Source organism: Chitinivorax sp. PXF-14, from assembly GCF_040812015.1.
GTDB lineage: Bacteria > Pseudomonadota > Gammaproteobacteria > Burkholderiales > SCOH01 > JBFNXJ01.
The window spans coordinates 142811-158575 of record NZ_JBFNXJ010000003.1 but is presented as its reverse complement, the minus strand read 5'-3'; the positions used below and the strand labels follow the sequence as shown (position 1 = coordinate 158575).

The window sequence follows — 15765 nt, the reverse complement described above, 5'->3', positions numbered from 1 at the left end:
GCATGAAGTTAAGCATCATAGTCCCCATGCTCAATGAGTCGACAGGCCTGCCCGATTTGTGCGAGCACGTGGTGCCACTCGCCCGATCAGGCGTGGAAATCATTTTTGTTGATGGCGGCAGTCAGGATGGATCAGAAGCCATTGCACACGCAGCCGGGTTTCGTGTTCTGACGAGCGCAGCGGGTCGGGCGCGCCAAATGAATGCGGGCGCGGCGGCGAGCAGCGGCGACGTACTGCTTTTTTTGCATGCCGACACGCGGCTGCCGCCAGGGGCCATGATCGCCATCGCACAGGCGCTGCGCAGCCATCAGTGGGGACGCTTCGATGTGCGCATCGCCGGTAAACCGATGGCTTTGCGCATGGTTTCGGCACTGATGAATTGGCGTTCACGCCTCTCCGGGATCGCCACCGGCGATCAGGGCCTTTTCGTGACGCGTGAGGCGTTTGAAGCAGTCGGCGGATTTGCGGATCAACCGCTGATGGAAGACATCGACATCTGCCGAGCACTCAAAACCGGAGGGAAGCCCGCCTGCTTGGCGCTGCAAGTCGTCACCTCGGGCCGTCGCTGGGAGCAGCGCGGCGTGTGGCGCACTATCGCGCTCATGTGGTGGTTGCGTTGGCGTTACTGGCTGGGTACGCCGGTGGAGGACATTGCGAGGGCCTACCGATGAGTCCCATCCGGATCGTGATCTTCGCCAAGGCGCCGCTGGCGGGGCTCGCCAAGACACGCCTCATTCCGGCACTGGGCGAGCAAGGTTCGGCTCGGCTTGCCCAGCGCATGTTGCGCCATACCGTGGCCGAGGCGCTGGCCGCCGATGTCGGAGAAATCGAACTGTGCGTCACGCCAGAACCCGGCGCGCAGCAATGGCGGCCCTTTCGCGACCCTGAGTGGCCTGTCGCCTGGCAGGCACAGGGCGATGGCGATTTGGGTGAGCGGCTCGCGCGCGCCACACGCAGAGGCGTTCTGGATGGGCGCGCGGTGCTGCTCATCGGTACCGATTGCCCTTTTCTGACCGCAGAGCGTCTGCGTGAGGCTGCTACACAGCTGGTGTCGAAGGACGCGGTGATCATTCCGAGCGCCGACGGTGGCTATGTATTGCTCGGCCTAAAGACTTTCAATCCTTCGGTCTTTCGAGGCATCGCCTGGAGCACTGACAGTGTCGCTTTTGACACCCTATGCCGCATCGGCGTATTGCAGTGGTCGGTCGCGCAGTTGCCCATACTGTGCGACATCGATGAACCCGCCGATCTGGCGGCTCTGCCGCAGGATTGGTGCGTGCGGTGAAGCGTGTGGCCTTCTCAGCCTTGCTGCTGCCAGCGCTTATTCAGGCGCAGACACTGGATGTGGGGCGCATTGACGCCGGAGCAACGGCCATTCCCGCGCCCTGGCAAATCGTCGTACCGTCTGAGAAAGCGCCGCCTACCCGCTATCAGCTACGGCAGTGGGATGGCGTCGCGGCCATCGAAGCCACGGCCAAGGGCAGCATGGCGCTGCTGGCGCGACCGCTGAACATGGACTTGCAGCCAACGCCGGTTTTGTGCTGGCGCTGGCGCATCGATGCGCCCCTGATCCATGCGGATCTATCGAAAAAATCGGGCGATGATTTTGCCGCCCGTGTCTATGTCGCCTTTTCGCTGCCCGACCGTGCGCTGAATCTCGGGCAACGCCTCAAGTTGGGACTGGCGCGGCAGTTGTTTGGGGCGCAGGTTCCAGACGCGGCGATCAACTACGTTTGGGATAACCGACACCCCATCGGTTTCGAAGCCCCCAATGCCTACACCGACCAAGCCCGCATGCTGGTACTCGAATCCGGCGCCGAGCGGGCTGGCCGCTGGATTGAGGAGCGACGAGATGTTCTCTCCGATGCGCGTCGCCTGTTCGGTACGGATCAAATAAAAGCTGCGCAGCTTGCCATCGCAAGCGATACAGACAATACCGGCGAATTTGCACATGCCGGGTTCGCCGATTTTCACTTTGTGCCCCCGGATCAACCCTGTTCATTCTCAGCGCCGTCACGCTGACCGTGACGTAGTTCTCAAGCGATCCCCAGCCATAAAAAAAGAGAAACACTTGTGGATAACCTCCAGCAACATTACAGGCAAAGTCGAATCATGGTCAGTTGGGCTTCCTTCCGATCCTTGCCCGGTTGGGTTCAGTTTTGGGTGGGCTGCATTCTGGTGCCGGTCAATGCGGCATCGTTTGCGATGCTGGATACCGGGTCTGGCCGCGCCATCGCGGCCGCTGCCCTGCTGGTCGTGGCGACGAACGTTCCCATCATGCTGTGGGCTCGCGGGATGACCAAGTTGATGGCTGTACCTCATCTGTTCTTTTGGGGACCGTTGCAATGGTTCTTGCTCTCAAAAATCAGGCAGTTCTCTGATGCCGATGCCATGCCGCCGCTTGAACTGATTTATGTCACGGCGGTGTTGTTGGTGAATGGGATCAGCCTGGCTTTCGACGCATTGGACAGTTGGCGCTGGCTGAAGGGAGATCGTGCGGTACCCGGCATGCGAGTGTAAGAAATTGGCCCGGCAGTGCGACTCAGTAGCAAGCCAACACGATTCTGGAAACCGCCCATCATGCATGAACTCGTACAAGACTATTACGGCAAGCAGCTGCAAAGCAGTGCCGATCTGAAAACCACGGCCTGCTGCGATGCCAGTGCCATGCCGGAGTGGCTCAAGCCCTTGCTCGCGCGCATTCATCCCGAAGTGCTGTCACGCTATTACGGTTGCGGGCTCGTCTGTCCGCAACAGCTTGCGGGGTGCCGGGTACTGGATCTGGGCTGCGGGTCCGGACGCGACGTTTACGCGCTGGCGCAGTTGGCCGGCCCGGACGGGATGGTGGTGGGCGTCGACATGACCGACGAGCAACTTGCCGTCGCGCAAAGCCATAGAGCACACCATGTACAGGCATTCGGCTTCGATAACGTGCGTTTTCTGAGCGGCTACATTGAGCGGCTAGCCGAACTGGATCTGGAACCCGAAAGCTTTGACGTCATCGTTTCCAACTGCGTGGTGAATCTGTCGCCCGACAAGGCCGCTGTTTTGCGCGGCGTTCATAGGCTGCTCAAGCCGGGGGGCGAGTTCTATTTTTCGGACGTCTATGCGGACCGCCGCGTGCCGACCGCCGTGCGCGACGACCCCGTGCTCTACGGCGAATGCCTCGGCGGTGCGCTGTACTGGAATGATTTCCTGCGGTTGGCCAACGCGGCAGGGTTTGCCGATCCGCGTTTGGTCGAAGATAGACCGCTGCTCATCACCGACCCCACCTTGGCCGAGCGCGTGGGAAACCTGCGTTTTTTCTCCGCCACCTACCGCCTGTTCAAGCTTGGCGGCCTGGAAAGCGCCTGCGAAGACTACGGGCAAGCCGTGATCTATCGCGGAACGGTAGCGCAGCACCCGCATCGTTTCCAACTGGATAAGCACCACGATATCGCCACAGGAAAGGTGTTCCCTGTCTGCGGCAATACCTGGCGCATGCTGAACGAAACCCGTTTCGCCCGTCATTTCGACTTCATCGGAAATTTCGATCAGCACTTTGGACTGTTTGAGGGCTGCGGCGGCGGCCTGCCATTTGACCAGGGCTCCAATGGCACGTCAGGAGGTGGCGCATGTTGCTAAGCGAGGCTGTTAACCAAAGTGTCGGCCCCAAGTTGGAGAAGCCGTTGACCCTTCTGGTGCTGTGCACCGGCAACTCGGCGCGCAGCATCATGGCGGAGGCATTGTTCGATCATCTGGGCAAACCATGGATTCGAGTGGTCAGCGCCGGTAGTCACCCAGTGGGCCGGGTCAATCCGTTTGCCATCGAGCAGATCAGCGCACATTTGAATGACGATGGAGTGGCTTACCGAAGCAAGAGCTGGGATCAGTTTGCCCAAGCGCATTCGGATAGGCCGATTGATGTTGTTCTGACTGTTTGCTCGAATGCCGCAGACGAGCCGCCATGCCCGGTGTTCCCTGGTGAAGCACGGCGGGTGCATTGGGAGTTTGCCGATCCAGCCGCTGTCTCAGGAAATCCGGAGGAGATCCGCGCCGCGTTTTCCGCGACGTTTCTTGAGATGCGAACGCGCATCACATCGCTGATGGAATTGCCGCTTGAGCGCCTGAGCAAATCCCAAGTCGCGGATGCCTTGCGGGCGCTATCAGAAAGAGGAGAACAATGATGGAATGGGTACTGATTATCGCGGCGACATTTCTCGCCTTTGCCAACGGCGCCAACGACAATTTCAAGGGCTTCGCTACCGTGTGGGGATCGGGCACGCTTGATTATCGACGGGCTCTGTTCCTTGCAACCATCGCGACAGTTGCGGGCAGCCTGTTGTCATGGATGCTGGCAGATGGTTTGGTGCAGCAGTTCTCGGGTAAAGGGCTGGTGGCCAGTGAAGCGACACAGAGCCTGCCGTTTATCGCCAGTGTTGCCATGGGCGCGGCGGTGACGGTTTTCCTCGCCACCCGACTGGGTTTTCCCATTTCGACGACGCATGCGCTGATCGGTGGCCTGGTCGGGGCCGGAGCGGCACAGACCGGCGGTGTGCACTTCGCCAAGCTGGCCGACACCTTCCTCCTGCCGCTTCTGGTCAGCCCCTTGCTTGCAGCCGTTTTGGGCGTGCTCGCCTATCGGCTGCTAAAAAAGAGACCGGCTGAGAAGGATTGCGCCTGCGTTGCGCTGGAGCCTATAGTCGCGCCGGTCGCGGATTCTGCATCGCAGATGTCCGCCATGCTGCCCGTTATTGTCATCGAGCAGGCCAGCGAATGTGAGCGGGCGGCGATGCCTGTCCGTTTTTCGATCAGCAAGTATCTTGACCGCTTGCATGTCGGGTCGGCTATGGCTATCTGCCTCGCGCGCGGAGTGAACGACACGCCGAAGCTGGTCGCCTTGCTGCTGTTGGCACACAGCCTCGGAGCTTCTCAAGGCTCGGTGGTCTTGATTGCCCTGGCCATGGCATTGGGCGGCGTGCTGTTCGCAAAAAAGGTGGCGCAAACCATGAGCCAGCGCGTCACCCGAATGGATCACACCTCGGGTCTCGCCGCCAACCTGATCACGGCGTCTCTGGTACTGTTCGCCAGCAAGCTCGGGCTGCCGGTGTCGACGACACACGTCTCGGTTGGCGCGATTGCCGGGGTGGGGGCCAGCTCGAGCACGCTGGATTGGCATGCACTGCGCAACGTCTTGTTGTCCTGGGTTTTGACCCTGCCGCTGGCTGCCGGTGTGGCATGGGCAATGAGTCTGGCCCTATGAACTGTTTGGATCGCGCTGGGGGGGCATCATGTGATAATAAGCCATGCCCTAATTCAGCAACAAAGATCTATTTTCAAGATCCGGGCTTTATAGGCGAGTAATGGTATTCGTTCGGTTTATCTTGGTTGTGCTGATATCGCTTGCCGTTCCCTTCGTGGCAACGGCAGGGATCATCACGTCCCAGGCAACCGAATGCCCGATGCAGTCGAGCAACGACAGCATGGCTGCGATGACCATGCACGACTGCTGCGACCACGGCATGCTGGACAAGGCCAAGCCTCACGCCTGCAAACCTGGCCAAGAATGCAAGGTGTGCAGTGCCTGCGCGGTGGTCCCTGCCGCTTCGGCCTCTCCTCTTCTCCCGGATGCGTCGCAGGTCGTTATCGCCTTGCCGGACTCGACGCTCCCCTCCCACGACCCACGCGGGTTGTGGCGACCTCCCCGCTCGCTCTAATCCCTTGACTTGGTAGCCCTGCGGCCTTGCCGACAGGGCGTTCGTGCGCGGGTGCGCACCGATCCGTCATGGAGTTGGAGATGTATTCCCTAATACGAAGAACCGTCCTGCCCGTGTTGGCCGGACTGGCGAGCCTTGCCCAGGCCGCCCCTTTGAGTTTCACCTCGGCGCTCGATCTTGCTGAGCGCCAATCCCCCAAACTGGCGGCAAATGCCGCCGCAATCGATGCCGCCCGTTCGGCGGCCATCCCGGCCGGAGCCTTGCCCGATCCCAAGGTCTTCGCCGGCATCGACAACTTCCCGGTGTCTGGCCCCGATGCGGGGCGCTTGCAAGCCGATTTCATGACAATGCAGAAGATCGGCGTGATGCAGGAGGTGCCTAATGCGGACAAGCGACGCGCCCGCGAGGCGGTGGCCGCTGCGAGCGTGGATGTGGCGTCTGCCCAGCGGCGCGTGGATCGTCTCGCGGTGCGACGCGACGCCGCCCTGGCCTGGCTTGATCTGTACTACCTGCAACGCAAGCAAGCGCTGTTTGCCGACTTAGACCACGAAAACACCCTGTTGGGGCAAATCGTCCAAGCGCAGATCGCCAGCGGTCGCGCCCAGGCCGCCGACGCGGTGGCTCCCAAACAAGAAGCCGCCCAACTGGCTGACAGCCGCGACGACTTGGCGCGCGACCTGATGCAAGCCAGTGCAAAGCTGCGTCAGCTCATCGGCGGCGGTGCCGACGATGGCTTGGTCGGTGCCCCGCCTGCATTCGAGGTGAACGCACAACACCTGCGTGGACACCTGCAGCAGCACCCGGAATTGCTGGCCTTCGCGGCCGAGACGCGCAAGGCGCAGGCCGAAGTCACGGAAGCCCAGTCCATGAAGAAGTCCGATTGGGGTGTCGAGCTGGCTTATCAACGCCGCGCGCCGCAATTCGGCAACATGGTGTCGATCCAGTTCACCTTCGACCTACCGGTGTCACCGGCCACGCGGCAAGACCCGTTGATCGCCGCCAAGCAGCGCGAATTGGATCGTATCGATGCCGAGCGGGAAGGCATGTTGCGAACCCAAGCCACTGAACTGGAGAACCTGTTGGCCGAGTACGACGCACTCAGCCGCCAGCTCGAACGCGCCAAGCAGATTGCGCTACCGCTGGCAGAGCAAAAAGTGGCGCTGCAAACCGCCAGTTACCAAGCTGGCAAAGGCGATCTGTCTGCGGTATTGGCGGCCCGCCGCGAGCGCATCGAACAACGCCTGCGCATCGTTGAACTGGAAGCCGGACAGGCCCGCGCTGGCGCGCGACTTCATTACGCCTATGGGGAGGACTGGCAATGAACGGGAACAAACGATCTGTGGTGACGGTGGCGACGGTGGCCGTCCTGTTTGCTGGCATCGGCGGCGGCACAGGCTACTGGCTGGCCTCGCATCGAACCAGCGTGGAGGGAATGGCTGCTGCGGCTAACCCAGCGGCGAACGCGGCGCAAGGTCGCAAAGTGCTGTACTGGTATGACCCGATGGTGCCCAACCAGCATTTCGACAAGCCGGGGAAGTCGCCTTTCATGGACATGCAACTGGTCGCCAAGTACGCCGACGAAGGCGGTGACGCGGCCAGCATCAAGATCGACCCCAGCGTGACTCAGAACCTGGGCCTGCGGCTTGCCAAGGTGGAACGCGGGACACTGGCCGCGCCCGTGGCCGCAGTCGGTAACGTGCAATGGAACGAACGTCAGGTTGCCGTGGTGCAAGCCCGCACGGCCGGGTTCGTCGAGCGCGTCTACGGGCGCGCACCAGGCGATGTGATCGCCACAGGCGCGCCGCTGGCCGACCTGCTGGTGCCGGACTGGGCGGGGGCGCAGACTGAATTTCTGGCGTTACGCAGCTCCGGCGACGCGGCGTTGACGCAGGCGGCACGCGAGCGGCTGAAGCTCCTGGGCATGCCGGCCGAGTTGATCGCACAGGTCGAATCGACGGGCCAAGTGCACCCACTGTTCACGGTCACTTCGCCCGTCTCAGGCGTCATCCAGACCCTGGACGTGCGCGCGGGTATGTCGCTCGCAGCGGGCATGCCGCTGGCGAAGATCAACGGTCTCAATCCGGTCTGGCTAGAAGCAGCGGTTCCTGAGGCGCTGGCGGGCAAAGTCGGGGGAGGCACCCCGGTCAGCGCCTCGCTGGCGGCCTATCCCGGTCAACGGCTGACCGGCAAGGTCATTGCGGTGCTGCCAGAAACCAACCTGGAAAGTCGGACCGTGCGTGTACGCGTCGAACTGGCCAACCATGACGGGCGTCTGCGCGCTGGCATGTTTGCACAGATCAATCTGACTGCGGACAACGGTGCTCAAGCCTTGTTGGTGCCGAGCGAAGCGGTGATTCGCACTGGCACCCGAAATGTCGTGTTGCTGTCCCTGGATGGTGGGCGTTTTCAGCCGGTCGAGGTCAAGCTCGGCCAGGAAGCCGGAGGCAAGATTGCCGTGCTCGACGGTTTGCGCGAAGGACAAAGCGTCGTTGCTTCCGGGCAGTTCCTGATCGACTCGGAAGCCAGCTTGAAAGGCGTGTTGGCGCGGTTGTCCGAGGGAGGCGGGGTCTCGCCAGCAGCGCAACCCGCGGCATCCGCTGCCAGTACCCTCAATGAAGCAGATGGCAAGGTCGAGTCAATCTCCGGCAACGAGATCACCCTATCGCATGGGCCGGTCAAGTCTCTGGGCTGGGGCGCAATGACGATGCCTTTCCAGCTCGCCCGGCCGAATCTCTTGGCTGGCGTCAAGCCAGGTGACCGCGTGCATTTCGGTTTCAGGCAGGGCGATGGTGGCTATGTCCTCGAGCAAATCGGCAAAACCGGGAGCGCGCCATGATCGAAAAACTGATCCATTGGTCGATTGCCAACCGCTTCCTGGTGCTGCTCACTACCCTGTTCCTGGCGGCCTGGGGTATCTGGGCGGTGACGACCACGCCGGTCGATGCGCTACCCGACCTATCGGACGTGCAGGTCATCATCCGCACCAGCTATCCCGGCCAGGCACCACAGATCGTCGAGAACCAGGTCACCTACCCGCTGGCAACCACCATGCTGTCGGTACCGGGGGCCAAGACCGTGCGCGGTTACTCGTTCTTTGGCGACTCCTTCGTCTATGTGCTGTTCGAGGATGGCACCGACCTGTACTGGGCGCGTTCGCGCGTACTGGAATACCTGAACCAGGTGCAAGGTCGCTTGCCGGCCGGCGCGCGCGCTTCGCTCGGGCCGGACGCCACGGGCGTCGGCTGGATTTACGAGTACGCATTGATCGACAAGACGGGTAAGCACGATCTGTCGCAACTGCGCAGCTTGCAGGACTGGTTCCTGAAGTACGAGCTGAAAAGTCTGCCCAATGTCTCGGAGGTCGCCTCCATCGGCGGCATGGTCAAACAGTATCAGGTCGTGCTCGATCCCGTAAAGCTGGCGGCCTACCGCATCCCGCAGGCCAAGGTCATCGAGGCGATCCAGAAAGCCAACCAAGAGACCGGTGGCTCGGTGCTCGAACTGGCGGAGACAGAGTTCATGGTGCGGGCTGCGGGCTACCTGAAAACGCTGGACGATTTCCGGGCCATTCCGCTTGCCACCGCGCAGGCCGGCGTACCGGTGACTTTGGGCGACGTGGCGACGATCCAGCTCGGGCCGGAGATGCGACGCGGCATCGCCGAATTGAACGGTCAAGGCGAAGTCGCTGGTGGTGTGGTGATCCTGCGCTCGGGCAAAAACGCTCGCGAAACCATTGCGGCTGTCAAGGTCAAGCTCGCCGAATTGCAAAAGAGCCTACCTGCCGGCGTCGAGGTCGTGCCAACCTACGACCGCAGCCAGCTGATCGACCGCGCCATCGACAACCTTTCACACAAGCTGCTCGAAGAGTTTCTGGTGGTCGCGGTCGTTTGCGGCATCTTCCTATGGCATCTGCGTTCGGCGCTGGTGGCCATCGTGTCCTTGCCGCTGGGCGTGATGATGGCCTTCATCGTGATGCGCTACCAGGGCGTCAATGCCAACATCATGTCGCTGGGCGGCATTGCCATCGCCATCGGCGCCATGGTCGATGCAGCGGTGGTCATGATCGAGAACGCCCACAAGCATATCGAGGCGTGGCGGCACCACCATCCCAGCGAACGCCTGCAGGGTGAGGCGCATTGGCGCGTGATGGGAGAGGCGGCGGCCGAGGTCGGCCCAGCGCTGTTCTTCTCGCTGCTGATCATCACCCTGTCTTTCATCCCGGTGTTCACCTTGCAGGCCCAGGAGGGCCGCCTGTTTGGGCCGCTAGCCTTGACCAAGACCTACGCGATGGCGGCGGCGGCGGGCCTGTCGGTGACGTTGATCCCGGTGCTGATGGGCTACTGGATACGTGGGCGCATCCCGGGCGAGCACAAGAACCCGCTCAATCGCTGGTTGATCCGCCGCTACAGCCCCTGGCTTGACCGGGTGCTCAGGCATCCGAAAACGACGCTTGCGCTCGCGGCGCTGGCCTTGTTGACCACTGTCTGGCCGATCACTCGACTGGGCGGCGAATTCATGCCGCCGCTCGATGAGGGCGACCTGCTCTACATGCCTTCCGCTTTGCCGGGGCTGTCGGCGGCCAAGGCGGGCGAGTTGTTGCAGCAGACAGACCGGCTCATTAAGACCGTGCCCGAGGTGGCGAGCGTATTCGGCAAGGCTGGCCGTGCCGAGAGCGCCACCGACCCCGCACCGATGGAAATGTTCGAGACCACGATCCAGTTCAAGCCGCGTGAGCAATGGCGTCCGGGTATGACGCCTTCCAAGCTCGTCGATGAGCTGGACCGCGTGGTCAAGGTGCCGGGCCTGGCCAACATCTGGGTGCCGCCGATCCGCAACCGCATCGACATGCTGGCCACCGGCATCAAGAGCCCGATTGGGGTCAAGGTGTCCGGCACCAACCTGGCTGAAATCGACCAGGTGGCGCAACAGGTTGAGCAAGTCGCCAAGACGGTGCCCGGCGTCAGCTCGGCTCTGGCCGAGCGCTTGACCGGCGGACGCTACGTCGATGTCGAGATCAATCGTGCAACCGCCGCACGCTACGGCCTCAATATCGCCGACGTGCAGTCCATCGTTTCGTCCGCCATCGGCGGCGAGAACGTCGGGGAAACGGTCGAGGGACTGGCGCGCTATCCGATCAGCGTGCGCTATCCGCGCGAGCTGCGTGATTCGTTGGACGGCCTGCGCAACCTGCCGATCCTGACCGACATGGGGCAGCAGATCACCTTGGGCACGGTCGCCAATGTCCGGGTCAGCGATGGCCCGCCGATGCTCAAGAGCGAAAACGCGCGCCCCTCGGGCTGGGTGTACGTGGACGTGCGTGGGCGCGACCTGGCTTCGGTGGTGGCCGATCTGCGCGCCGCCGTCACCGACAAAGTGAAGCTGCAACCGGGGATGAGCCTGGCCTATTCCGGGCAGTTCGAGTACATGGAGCGCGCCAATGCACGGCTCAAGCTGGTGGTGCCAGCGACGTTGTTGATTATCTTCGTGCTGCTGTACCTGACGTTCCGGCGCTTCGACGACGCGCTGCTCATCATGGCGACCTTGCCATTCGCCTTGGTGGGCGGCGTGTGGTTCCTCTACCTGGCCGGCTACAACCTGTCGGTGGCCACCGGCGTGGGCTTCATCGCCTTGGCGGGCGTCTCGGCGGAATTCGGCGTGGTGATGCTGCTGTACCTCAAGCAGGCCATCGCTGAACGTGAAGAGCATGGCATGGCGATGAACGAGCACGTCCTCGACCAGGCCATCCGTCAGGGCGCGGTGCTGCGCGTGCGCCCCAAGGCGATGACGGTAGCGGTGATCCTCGCCGGTCTCCTGCCCATCCTGTTGGGCAGCGGTACCGGCTCCGAGGTGATGAGCCGCATTGCTGCGCCGATGGTTGGCGGGATGATCACTGCGCCGCTGCTGTCAATGTTCGTGATTCCGGCGGCATACCGGCTGATGCGTCGGCCGCGCCGCATGCCGCAACAAGCGAGCGAGGACTCCAGCGCGTGATGTGACTATCTTGCGCTCGTGCAATCCCTGTCGGCAGCGGGTCGTTGCCGACAGGAGCGTTCTTTTCGGCACGTCGAAGGGAGGCGGAAAATCGGAAGGGTGAAGATCAAGAACGCATGCGCTGACCACGATGACGGTTTGGGAACCGGTCATCCGCTTCAACTACACGGGTCTTTTTTGTCTTGAGCCCATCGCCACGCGGCAATCGGGATGAGTAGCCATTGCAGCAGCGGCGACAGGCCAACGCCAATCAAGGGGATGATGGGCATCCACGAGGAATAGGCCCAACTGCCGTGTGCGACGTTGTAGCGTTCGCTCAAGATCGTGTAGGAAACAGTCAACAGAACCATCCAAACGACGATTTTTGCTCGCGGCCAGCGGGCTGGTTCGTTGGCTTGGCAGATCGTTAGCGCACCGACCAACGCTGCCGTTCCGATCATTGCATCGCCCACAGTGCAATGCGCGATGGCGTATGCAACCCATGCGGCCCGGGGCTCGGACGCCAGCGTGTAAAGCGGTAGTTGCAGGATTTCCCAGGCCAGACTCAAAAGAAGCAGGCGCGGCAGGTAGCGCTTGAGGATGAATGACCAAGAGTCCTTGTGCATATGCCAGTTCATGACGACTCCATGTACCGCTAAAAATTGCGCCGGAACCCCGTGCTCAGGATGTAGTCGTTCTTGAGTGCGGTGCCGTTCAAGCGCTGCGACACCGGAATTTGGATGCCGGCTTCAAGCACCCATTTTCGGGTAACGTATTGCAAGGTGGGCGTCAGGTACAGCGTTGTGCCGCCTGAGTTTGGATCGTCGGTTCCGTTCACGCGATTCTTGGTGACATGAATGAGGTTGGCCTCCAGCCCGCCATACAGGAAGCTGGGGACACCTTCGCCCAGCACGCCGGGCCACAGCCGCCGCTGGACCGACAGATCGAATCGGGAAATCGTACCCGCCCGGAAGCCATTGGCTTCGCCATTCGATTGATAGGCAAGCTGGGCATCCGCGCCCCAATCCAACGATTGAAAGGACGCCACCGCGCCGCCTTGCCAGTCCCACGAGCCCGAGCCTGGCTGAAGCATTGGCGGCAGCCGTCCTGGGCCATCGGACGCATGGTCGTCGCCGGTAGGCACCTTGACGCCAAGAAACGGCGCGACGCGGAAAGTATGCCCTGCCGCGTTGGCTTCAAAGGCCGTGTAGCGGCCCATGAACATCGCATCGCCGAAACCCGTCTCGCTGCGCTTGACGGTCTGGCCGCCCATGTTCATCGACAGCCGCTTGTCGGCATAAGGCAGCACCGCAAAGACCGCGAAGTCGCGGGTGACGCCATACCCCAACATGGACATCAGACCGGAAACCTCCATGCGGCGGTTCATCGGCGTCGGATCGTCGGTGCTCTTCATGTAGACGAACTGCTCGCGCAGAATCCACTCGTCCTTGGAAATGGGCAGAGCCGTGTTGAAGGTGAGCGGCGCGGCACCGGCGGCGCTTGCCCAGGCGCAAAGGAGGGCCAGTACAGGGATGCCGTTGGGGGGGGCGTTCATTTGACTTCCTCCTTGGAGACCTTGGCCTCGCCCGGCGTAAAGCCCGCATCATGGATGAGCTGCTTGTAGCGTCTGATGTCGGGTTGCGCGCCGGGCTTGAGTACGATGTGCACCTTCTGCTCTTTCAAGCTCGCGCTCGCCTGCTCGACCTCGCTCGCCTTGACGAGGTTCTTCTCCAGCCCGTAGGCGCAGAACGGGCAGGTCATGCCCTTGACCGCGATGTCCACCACCTGGCGCTCGGCGCCGAAGGTCAGAATCGGCAGGCAGAGCGCCAAGACCGCTGCGACGTGTTTCAGATGAAGCTTGTGCATGATGCTTTCCTTCGAGAATGAATAGGTGGCTCAGACCCCGAGCCAGGTACGGATCGGCAGCGCCAGATAGGCGGCGAAGAATCCGATGCTCCAGACCGCTGCCGAGATGCCATGAATCCGGCGGTTCCAGCGGTCGGCGCGCTCGCACAAACGGCCCAGTTCCGGATCACTCGGGCAAGCGCGTCCGGGCCGGTAGAGCAGCCAGCCGGAAACCAGCAGCATCAGCCCCGAGCCTGCGAACACCCAGGCTTTGTGCATGGCCAGCGAGACCAGGAAGGGAGCGGTACTGGTGATCGCCGCGACGGTTGCGCCCAAACCGAGTGAGACGAACAGGATTGGCAGTGCGCAACAGACCAGCGTGCCGGTCGAGGCAAACAGCGTCAGCCAAGTGACGCGTCGTTGCCCTGATTGCGAGGGGTCGAAGTTCATCGTTGTTCTCCTACCAAGTCAGCCAAGGAAAAATGACAAAGTAGCCATTGAGCAGATACAGGCCGGTGACGATCAGCAGCAGGCTGCCGGCCAGCTCAAAAGTTCGGCGAAACCGCGTAAGCGGTTTCATCTGCTCGATCCACTCCATAGCGACCGTCGCCAAGGCCAGGGGAATCGCGCGGCCGATGGCGAAACTGATCAACATCGCCGCGCCGGAAAGCGGCGAGCCGCTGGCTGCCGCCGCGCCAACCAGCACGACGAGCGCCGGAGCGCAGGATGGGCAGACGGCGACCGAGAACGGAATGCCAAGCGCGAACGCGCCCCAGCCGCTGCCGACCCGCTTGGCGCTGAATCCGATCCGCGGCAACGGCAGCTTGATCCACCCGGTCCACAGCAGGCCCAAGACGATCAGCCAGGGGCCGAGCAGCAAGCCCCACCAGCGCCCTGCCAGCGCTTGCACCCCTTGACCGCCGAGTCCTGCCACGGCACCCAACAACGCATGTGTGGCGATCAGACCGCCGATGAAGGCCAGGCCGTAACGGGCCGCCTCGCTTGGCGCACGGGCGCGGGTGACGTAGGCAAGTGGCACCGGCAACGCGGCGATCGCCAAGGGACTCACGCTGAACAGCAGCCCGGCCAGCAGGCTGATGCCGCTGGCGACCCCCACGCTCTGAGAGGCGAGCTGCCGTAGCGTCTCAAGCTCCATGGCCGCGCTCCCCCCCATCGCGCCTACGCAGTTCGGCAACGAGCTGCTCGGCTGTCGGCAGCGCGGTGAACACCAACTCGCCATCCACCGCAAGCGCGGGCAGCGTCAGCACCCCGAGATTGACCGCGCGGTCGAGATCATCGAGCACGTTGAGCTCGCACCACTCGACTCCGGACACGGCCTGCGCCGCCGCCTTGAGCGCCGCTGTCGTGGTGCCGCACTGGGCGCAGCCGGGGACATAAAACAACTCGATCTTCATGGCATACGGGTCGCTTCGTCACCGACGGCCTCCAGCGCCGCCAGAATCGGGCAGTCATCGAGCGGCAGCTCCCCGCCGGCGCATTCGGCGATCAGCCGGTCGAGCGCGGCGGACATTGCCTGCATGACGCGAATCTTGGCGGCAAGCTGAAGCTTCTTCTCGATGGCGCGGCTCTTCACGTCATTGCAGCAGGCGCTGTCGGCCTGGCGCAGGTGCAAGAGTTCCCGAATTTCCGCCAGCGTGAAGCCGCACGCCTGCGCGTGCTGGATGAAGCGCACTCGACGCACTGCATCCTCGCCGTAGAGACGATAGCCGCCGTCGGTCTTGCGCTCAGGCGCGAGCAGCCCCTCGCGCTCGTAATAGCGCAGCGCATCGGCGCTGATATGCCCGGCTTTGGCCAGCTTGCCAATGGTCAGCATCATGCCTGACCGAGCCCGGCGGCGCGCAGACTGGCCTCATCGACACCGCGCCCTGAGCAGCAGCCGGCGAGCTGGCCGTTGATCGCCACCGCCGGCACCGAGCGCACGCCCAGCGCCTTGGCGCGTTGCGCCACGGCCAGGTCGCGCATGTCGAGCACGGCCACGTCGCACGACGGGCAAGCCAGGCTTTTTACGAGGGATTCGACTTCGGCGCAGGCTGGGCAGCCGGCGCTGAATACTTCGACTTTGCGTTGGGTAGTCATGTCCAGGCTCCTTTGATAGGCGTGACGGGCGCGGTCGAGCGGTCGCACACCACCCCATCACGATCTCAGGATAAACCTTGGAGTTAACTCCATAGTCAAGCGATTTTTCGGCGCCTACCCGGCACAGCAGGACAGGCGTGATACGTCCTTGCTGAAG

At 62.6% G+C, this 15765-nt stretch carries 18 protein-coding genes and 1 pseudogene; 10 read left to right on the top strand and 9 right to left on the bottom strand.

Annotated elements, in window-relative coordinates:
• Positions 1-2: 2 nt before the first annotated feature.
• From ABWL39_RS05580 to ABWL39_RS05560, 5 genes are read left to right on the top strand one after another with little or no spacing between them, the layout of a single operon-like run.
• On the top strand, positions 3-671 hold the full coding sequence (locus tag ABWL39_RS05580; protein WP_367787933.1) for a TIGR04283 family arsenosugar biosynthesis glycosyltransferase: 669 nt from the start codon (positions 3-5) through the stop codon (positions 669-671).
• Positions 668-1285 (top strand): TIGR04282 family arsenosugar biosynthesis glycosyltransferase, encoded by a 618-nt coding sequence (locus tag ABWL39_RS05575; RefSeq protein ID WP_367787931.1) that lies wholly within the window; start codon positions 668-670, stop codon positions 1283-1285. The genes ABWL39_RS05580 and ABWL39_RS05575 overlap by 4 nt, the downstream gene beginning before the upstream one ends.
• The gene (locus ABWL39_RS05570; RefSeq protein ID WP_367787929.1) at positions 1282-2022 is read left to right on the top strand and encodes a DUF3047 domain-containing protein; all 741 of its coding nucleotides are present in this window, start codon (positions 1282-1284) and stop codon (positions 2020-2022) included. The genes ABWL39_RS05575 and ABWL39_RS05570 overlap by 4 nt, the downstream gene beginning before the upstream one ends.
• Positions 2023-2073: 51 nt before the next feature.
• Entirely contained in the window at positions 2074-2520 is a 447-nt protein-coding gene (locus ABWL39_RS05565; RefSeq protein WP_367787927.1) for a hypothetical protein, read from the top strand.
• 60 nt (positions 2521-2580) lie between these two features.
• Positions 2581-3624 (top strand): methyltransferase domain-containing protein, encoded by a 1044-nt coding sequence (locus ABWL39_RS05560; RefSeq protein WP_182594315.1) that lies wholly within the window; start codon positions 2581-2583, stop codon positions 3622-3624.
• An 8-nt stretch (positions 3625-3632) separates the two neighbouring features.
• On the opposite strand, the pseudogene ABWL39_RS05555 reads toward ABWL39_RS05560, so the two are convergent.
• Positions 3633-3743: pseudogene (locus tag ABWL39_RS05555) on the bottom strand (glycosyl transferase family 2); the annotation flags it as partial.
• Between ABWL39_RS05555 and ABWL39_RS05550 the strand changes: the two are divergent.
• The 5 genes from ABWL39_RS05550 to ABWL39_RS05530 all read left to right on the top strand — a co-directional run bounded on the left by ABWL39_RS05550 (position 3714) and on the right by ABWL39_RS05530 (position 11687).
• Positions 3714-4166 carry an arsenate reductase ArsC gene (locus ABWL39_RS05550; protein WP_367787924.1) on the top strand — a complete coding sequence of 151 codons (453 nt, stop codon included), beginning with the start codon at positions 3714-3716 and terminating at the stop codon, positions 4164-4166. The pseudogene ABWL39_RS05555 and the gene ABWL39_RS05550 sit on opposite strands and share 30 nt — an antisense overlap.
• A complete protein-coding gene (locus ABWL39_RS05545; RefSeq protein WP_367787922.1) occupies positions 4163-5242 on the top strand; it encodes an anion permease in 1080 nt (359 codons plus the stop codon). Before ABWL39_RS05550 ends, ABWL39_RS05545 begins: the two co-directional genes overlap by 4 nt.
• A 522-nt stretch (positions 5243-5764) precedes the next feature.
• A complete protein-coding gene (locus ABWL39_RS05540; RefSeq protein WP_232357185.1) occupies positions 5765-7018 on the top strand; it encodes a TolC family protein in 1254 nt (417 codons plus the stop codon).
• A complete protein-coding gene (locus ABWL39_RS05535; protein ID WP_367787919.1) occupies positions 7015-8532 on the top strand; it encodes an efflux RND transporter periplasmic adaptor subunit in 1518 nt (505 codons plus the stop codon). The genes ABWL39_RS05540 and ABWL39_RS05535 overlap by 4 nt, the downstream gene beginning before the upstream one ends.
• On the top strand, positions 8529-11687 hold the full coding sequence (locus tag ABWL39_RS05530; RefSeq protein WP_367787917.1) for an efflux RND transporter permease subunit: 3159 nt from the start codon (positions 8529-8531) through the stop codon (positions 11685-11687). The genes ABWL39_RS05535 and ABWL39_RS05530 overlap by 4 nt, the downstream gene beginning before the upstream one ends.
• A gap of 158 nt (positions 11688-11845) precedes the next feature.
• Here the strand turns inward: ABWL39_RS05530 and ABWL39_RS05525 are convergent, their stop codons facing one another.
• Genes ABWL39_RS05525 through ABWL39_RS05490 form a run of 8 tightly spaced genes read right to left on the bottom strand, consistent with a single transcriptional unit; the run spans position 11846 to position 15608 of the window.
• Complete coding sequence (locus ABWL39_RS05525) at positions 11846-12304, bottom strand: hypothetical protein (protein WP_182594320.1); 459 nt, start codon at positions 12302-12304, stop codon at positions 11846-11848.
• Between the two features lie 17 nt (positions 12305-12321).
• Positions 12322-13221: a transporter gene (locus ABWL39_RS05520; RefSeq protein WP_367787914.1), complete on the bottom strand. Its 900-nt coding sequence runs from the start codon at positions 13219-13221 to the stop codon at positions 12322-12324.
• Entirely contained in the window at positions 13218-13532 is a 315-nt protein-coding gene (locus ABWL39_RS05515) for a heavy metal-associated domain-containing protein (protein WP_182594322.1), read from the bottom strand. Before ABWL39_RS05515 ends, ABWL39_RS05520 begins: the two co-directional genes overlap by 4 nt.
• 30 nt (positions 13533-13562) lie before the next feature.
• Positions 13563-13961: a hypothetical protein gene (locus ABWL39_RS05510; RefSeq protein WP_182594323.1), complete on the bottom strand. Its 399-nt coding sequence runs from the start codon at positions 13959-13961 to the stop codon at positions 13563-13565.
• 10 nt (positions 13962-13971) lie between these two features.
• Entirely contained in the window at positions 13972-14667 is a 696-nt protein-coding gene (locus ABWL39_RS05505) for a cytochrome c biogenesis CcdA family protein (RefSeq protein ID WP_367787911.1), read from the bottom strand.
• Complete coding sequence (locus ABWL39_RS05500; protein ID WP_182594325.1) at positions 14657-14926, bottom strand: thioredoxin family protein; 270 nt, start codon at positions 14924-14926, stop codon at positions 14657-14659. The genes ABWL39_RS05505 and ABWL39_RS05500 overlap by 11 nt, the downstream gene beginning before the upstream one ends.
• The gene (locus ABWL39_RS05495; protein WP_367788236.1) at positions 14923-15345 is read right to left on the bottom strand and encodes a heavy metal-responsive transcriptional regulator; all 423 of its coding nucleotides are present in this window, start codon (positions 15343-15345) and stop codon (positions 14923-14925) included. Before ABWL39_RS05495 ends, ABWL39_RS05500 begins: the two co-directional genes overlap by 4 nt.
• Entirely contained in the window at positions 15345-15608 is a 264-nt protein-coding gene (locus tag ABWL39_RS05490; RefSeq protein ID WP_182594326.1) for a thioredoxin family protein, read from the bottom strand. The genes ABWL39_RS05495 and ABWL39_RS05490 overlap by 1 nt, the downstream gene beginning before the upstream one ends.
• Between the last annotated feature and the right edge of the window lie 157 nt (positions 15609-15765).

What these genes read in the sequence shown, in the direction of transcription:
- ABWL39_RS05580 (WP_367787933.1), top strand. Translation starts at nt 3, where the DNA reads ATGAAGTTAAGCATCATAGTCCCCATGCTCAATGAGTCGACAGGCCTG.
- ABWL39_RS05575 (WP_367787931.1), top strand. Translation starts at nt 668, where the DNA reads ATGAGTCCCATCCGGATCGTGATCTTCGCCAAGGCGCCGCTGGCGGGG.
- ABWL39_RS05560 (WP_182594315.1), top strand. Translation starts at nt 2,581, where the DNA reads ATGCATGAACTCGTACAAGACTATTACGGCAAGCAGCTGCAAAGCAGT.
- ABWL39_RS05550 (WP_367787924.1), top strand. Translation starts at nt 3,714, where the DNA reads ATGGCGGAGGCATTGTTCGATCATCTGGGCAAACCATGGATTCGAGTG.
- ABWL39_RS05545 (WP_367787922.1), top strand. Translation starts at nt 4,163, where the DNA reads ATGATGGAATGGGTACTGATTATCGCGGCGACATTTCTCGCCTTTGCC.
- ABWL39_RS05540 (WP_232357185.1), top strand. Translation starts at nt 5,765, where the DNA reads ATGGAGTTGGAGATGTATTCCCTAATACGAAGAACCGTCCTGCCCGTG.
- ABWL39_RS05535 (WP_367787919.1), top strand. Translation starts at nt 7,015, where the DNA reads ATGAACGGGAACAAACGATCTGTGGTGACGGTGGCGACGGTGGCCGTC.
- ABWL39_RS05530 (WP_367787917.1), top strand. Translation starts at nt 8,529, where the DNA reads ATGATCGAAAAACTGATCCATTGGTCGATTGCCAACCGCTTCCTGGTG.
- ABWL39_RS05525 (WP_182594320.1), bottom strand. Translation starts at nt 12,304, where the DNA reads ATGAACTGGCATATGCACAAGGACTCTTGGTCATTCATCCTCAAGCGC.
- ABWL39_RS05520 (WP_367787914.1), bottom strand. Translation starts at nt 13,221, where the DNA reads ATGAACGCCCCCCCCAACGGCATCCCTGTACTGGCCCTCCTTTGCGCC.
- ABWL39_RS05515 (WP_182594322.1), bottom strand. Translation starts at nt 13,532, where the DNA reads ATGCACAAGCTTCATCTGAAACACGTCGCAGCGGTCTTGGCGCTCTGC.
- ABWL39_RS05510 (WP_182594323.1), bottom strand. Translation starts at nt 13,961, where the DNA reads ATGAACTTCGACCCCTCGCAATCAGGGCAACGACGCGTCACTTGGCTG.
- ABWL39_RS05505 (WP_367787911.1), bottom strand. Translation starts at nt 14,667, where the DNA reads ATGGAGCTTGAGACGCTACGGCAGCTCGCCTCTCAGAGCGTGGGGGTC.
- ABWL39_RS05500 (WP_182594325.1), bottom strand. Translation starts at nt 14,926, where the DNA reads ATGAAGATCGAGTTGTTTTATGTCCCCGGCTGCGCCCAGTGCGGCACC.
- ABWL39_RS05495 (WP_367788236.1), bottom strand. Translation starts at nt 15,345, where the DNA reads ATGCTGACCATTGGCAAGCTGGCCAAAGCCGGGCATATCAGCGCCGAT.
- ABWL39_RS05490 (WP_182594326.1), bottom strand. Translation starts at nt 15,608, where the DNA reads ATGACTACCCAACGCAAAGTCGAAGTATTCAGCGCCGGCTGCCCAGCC.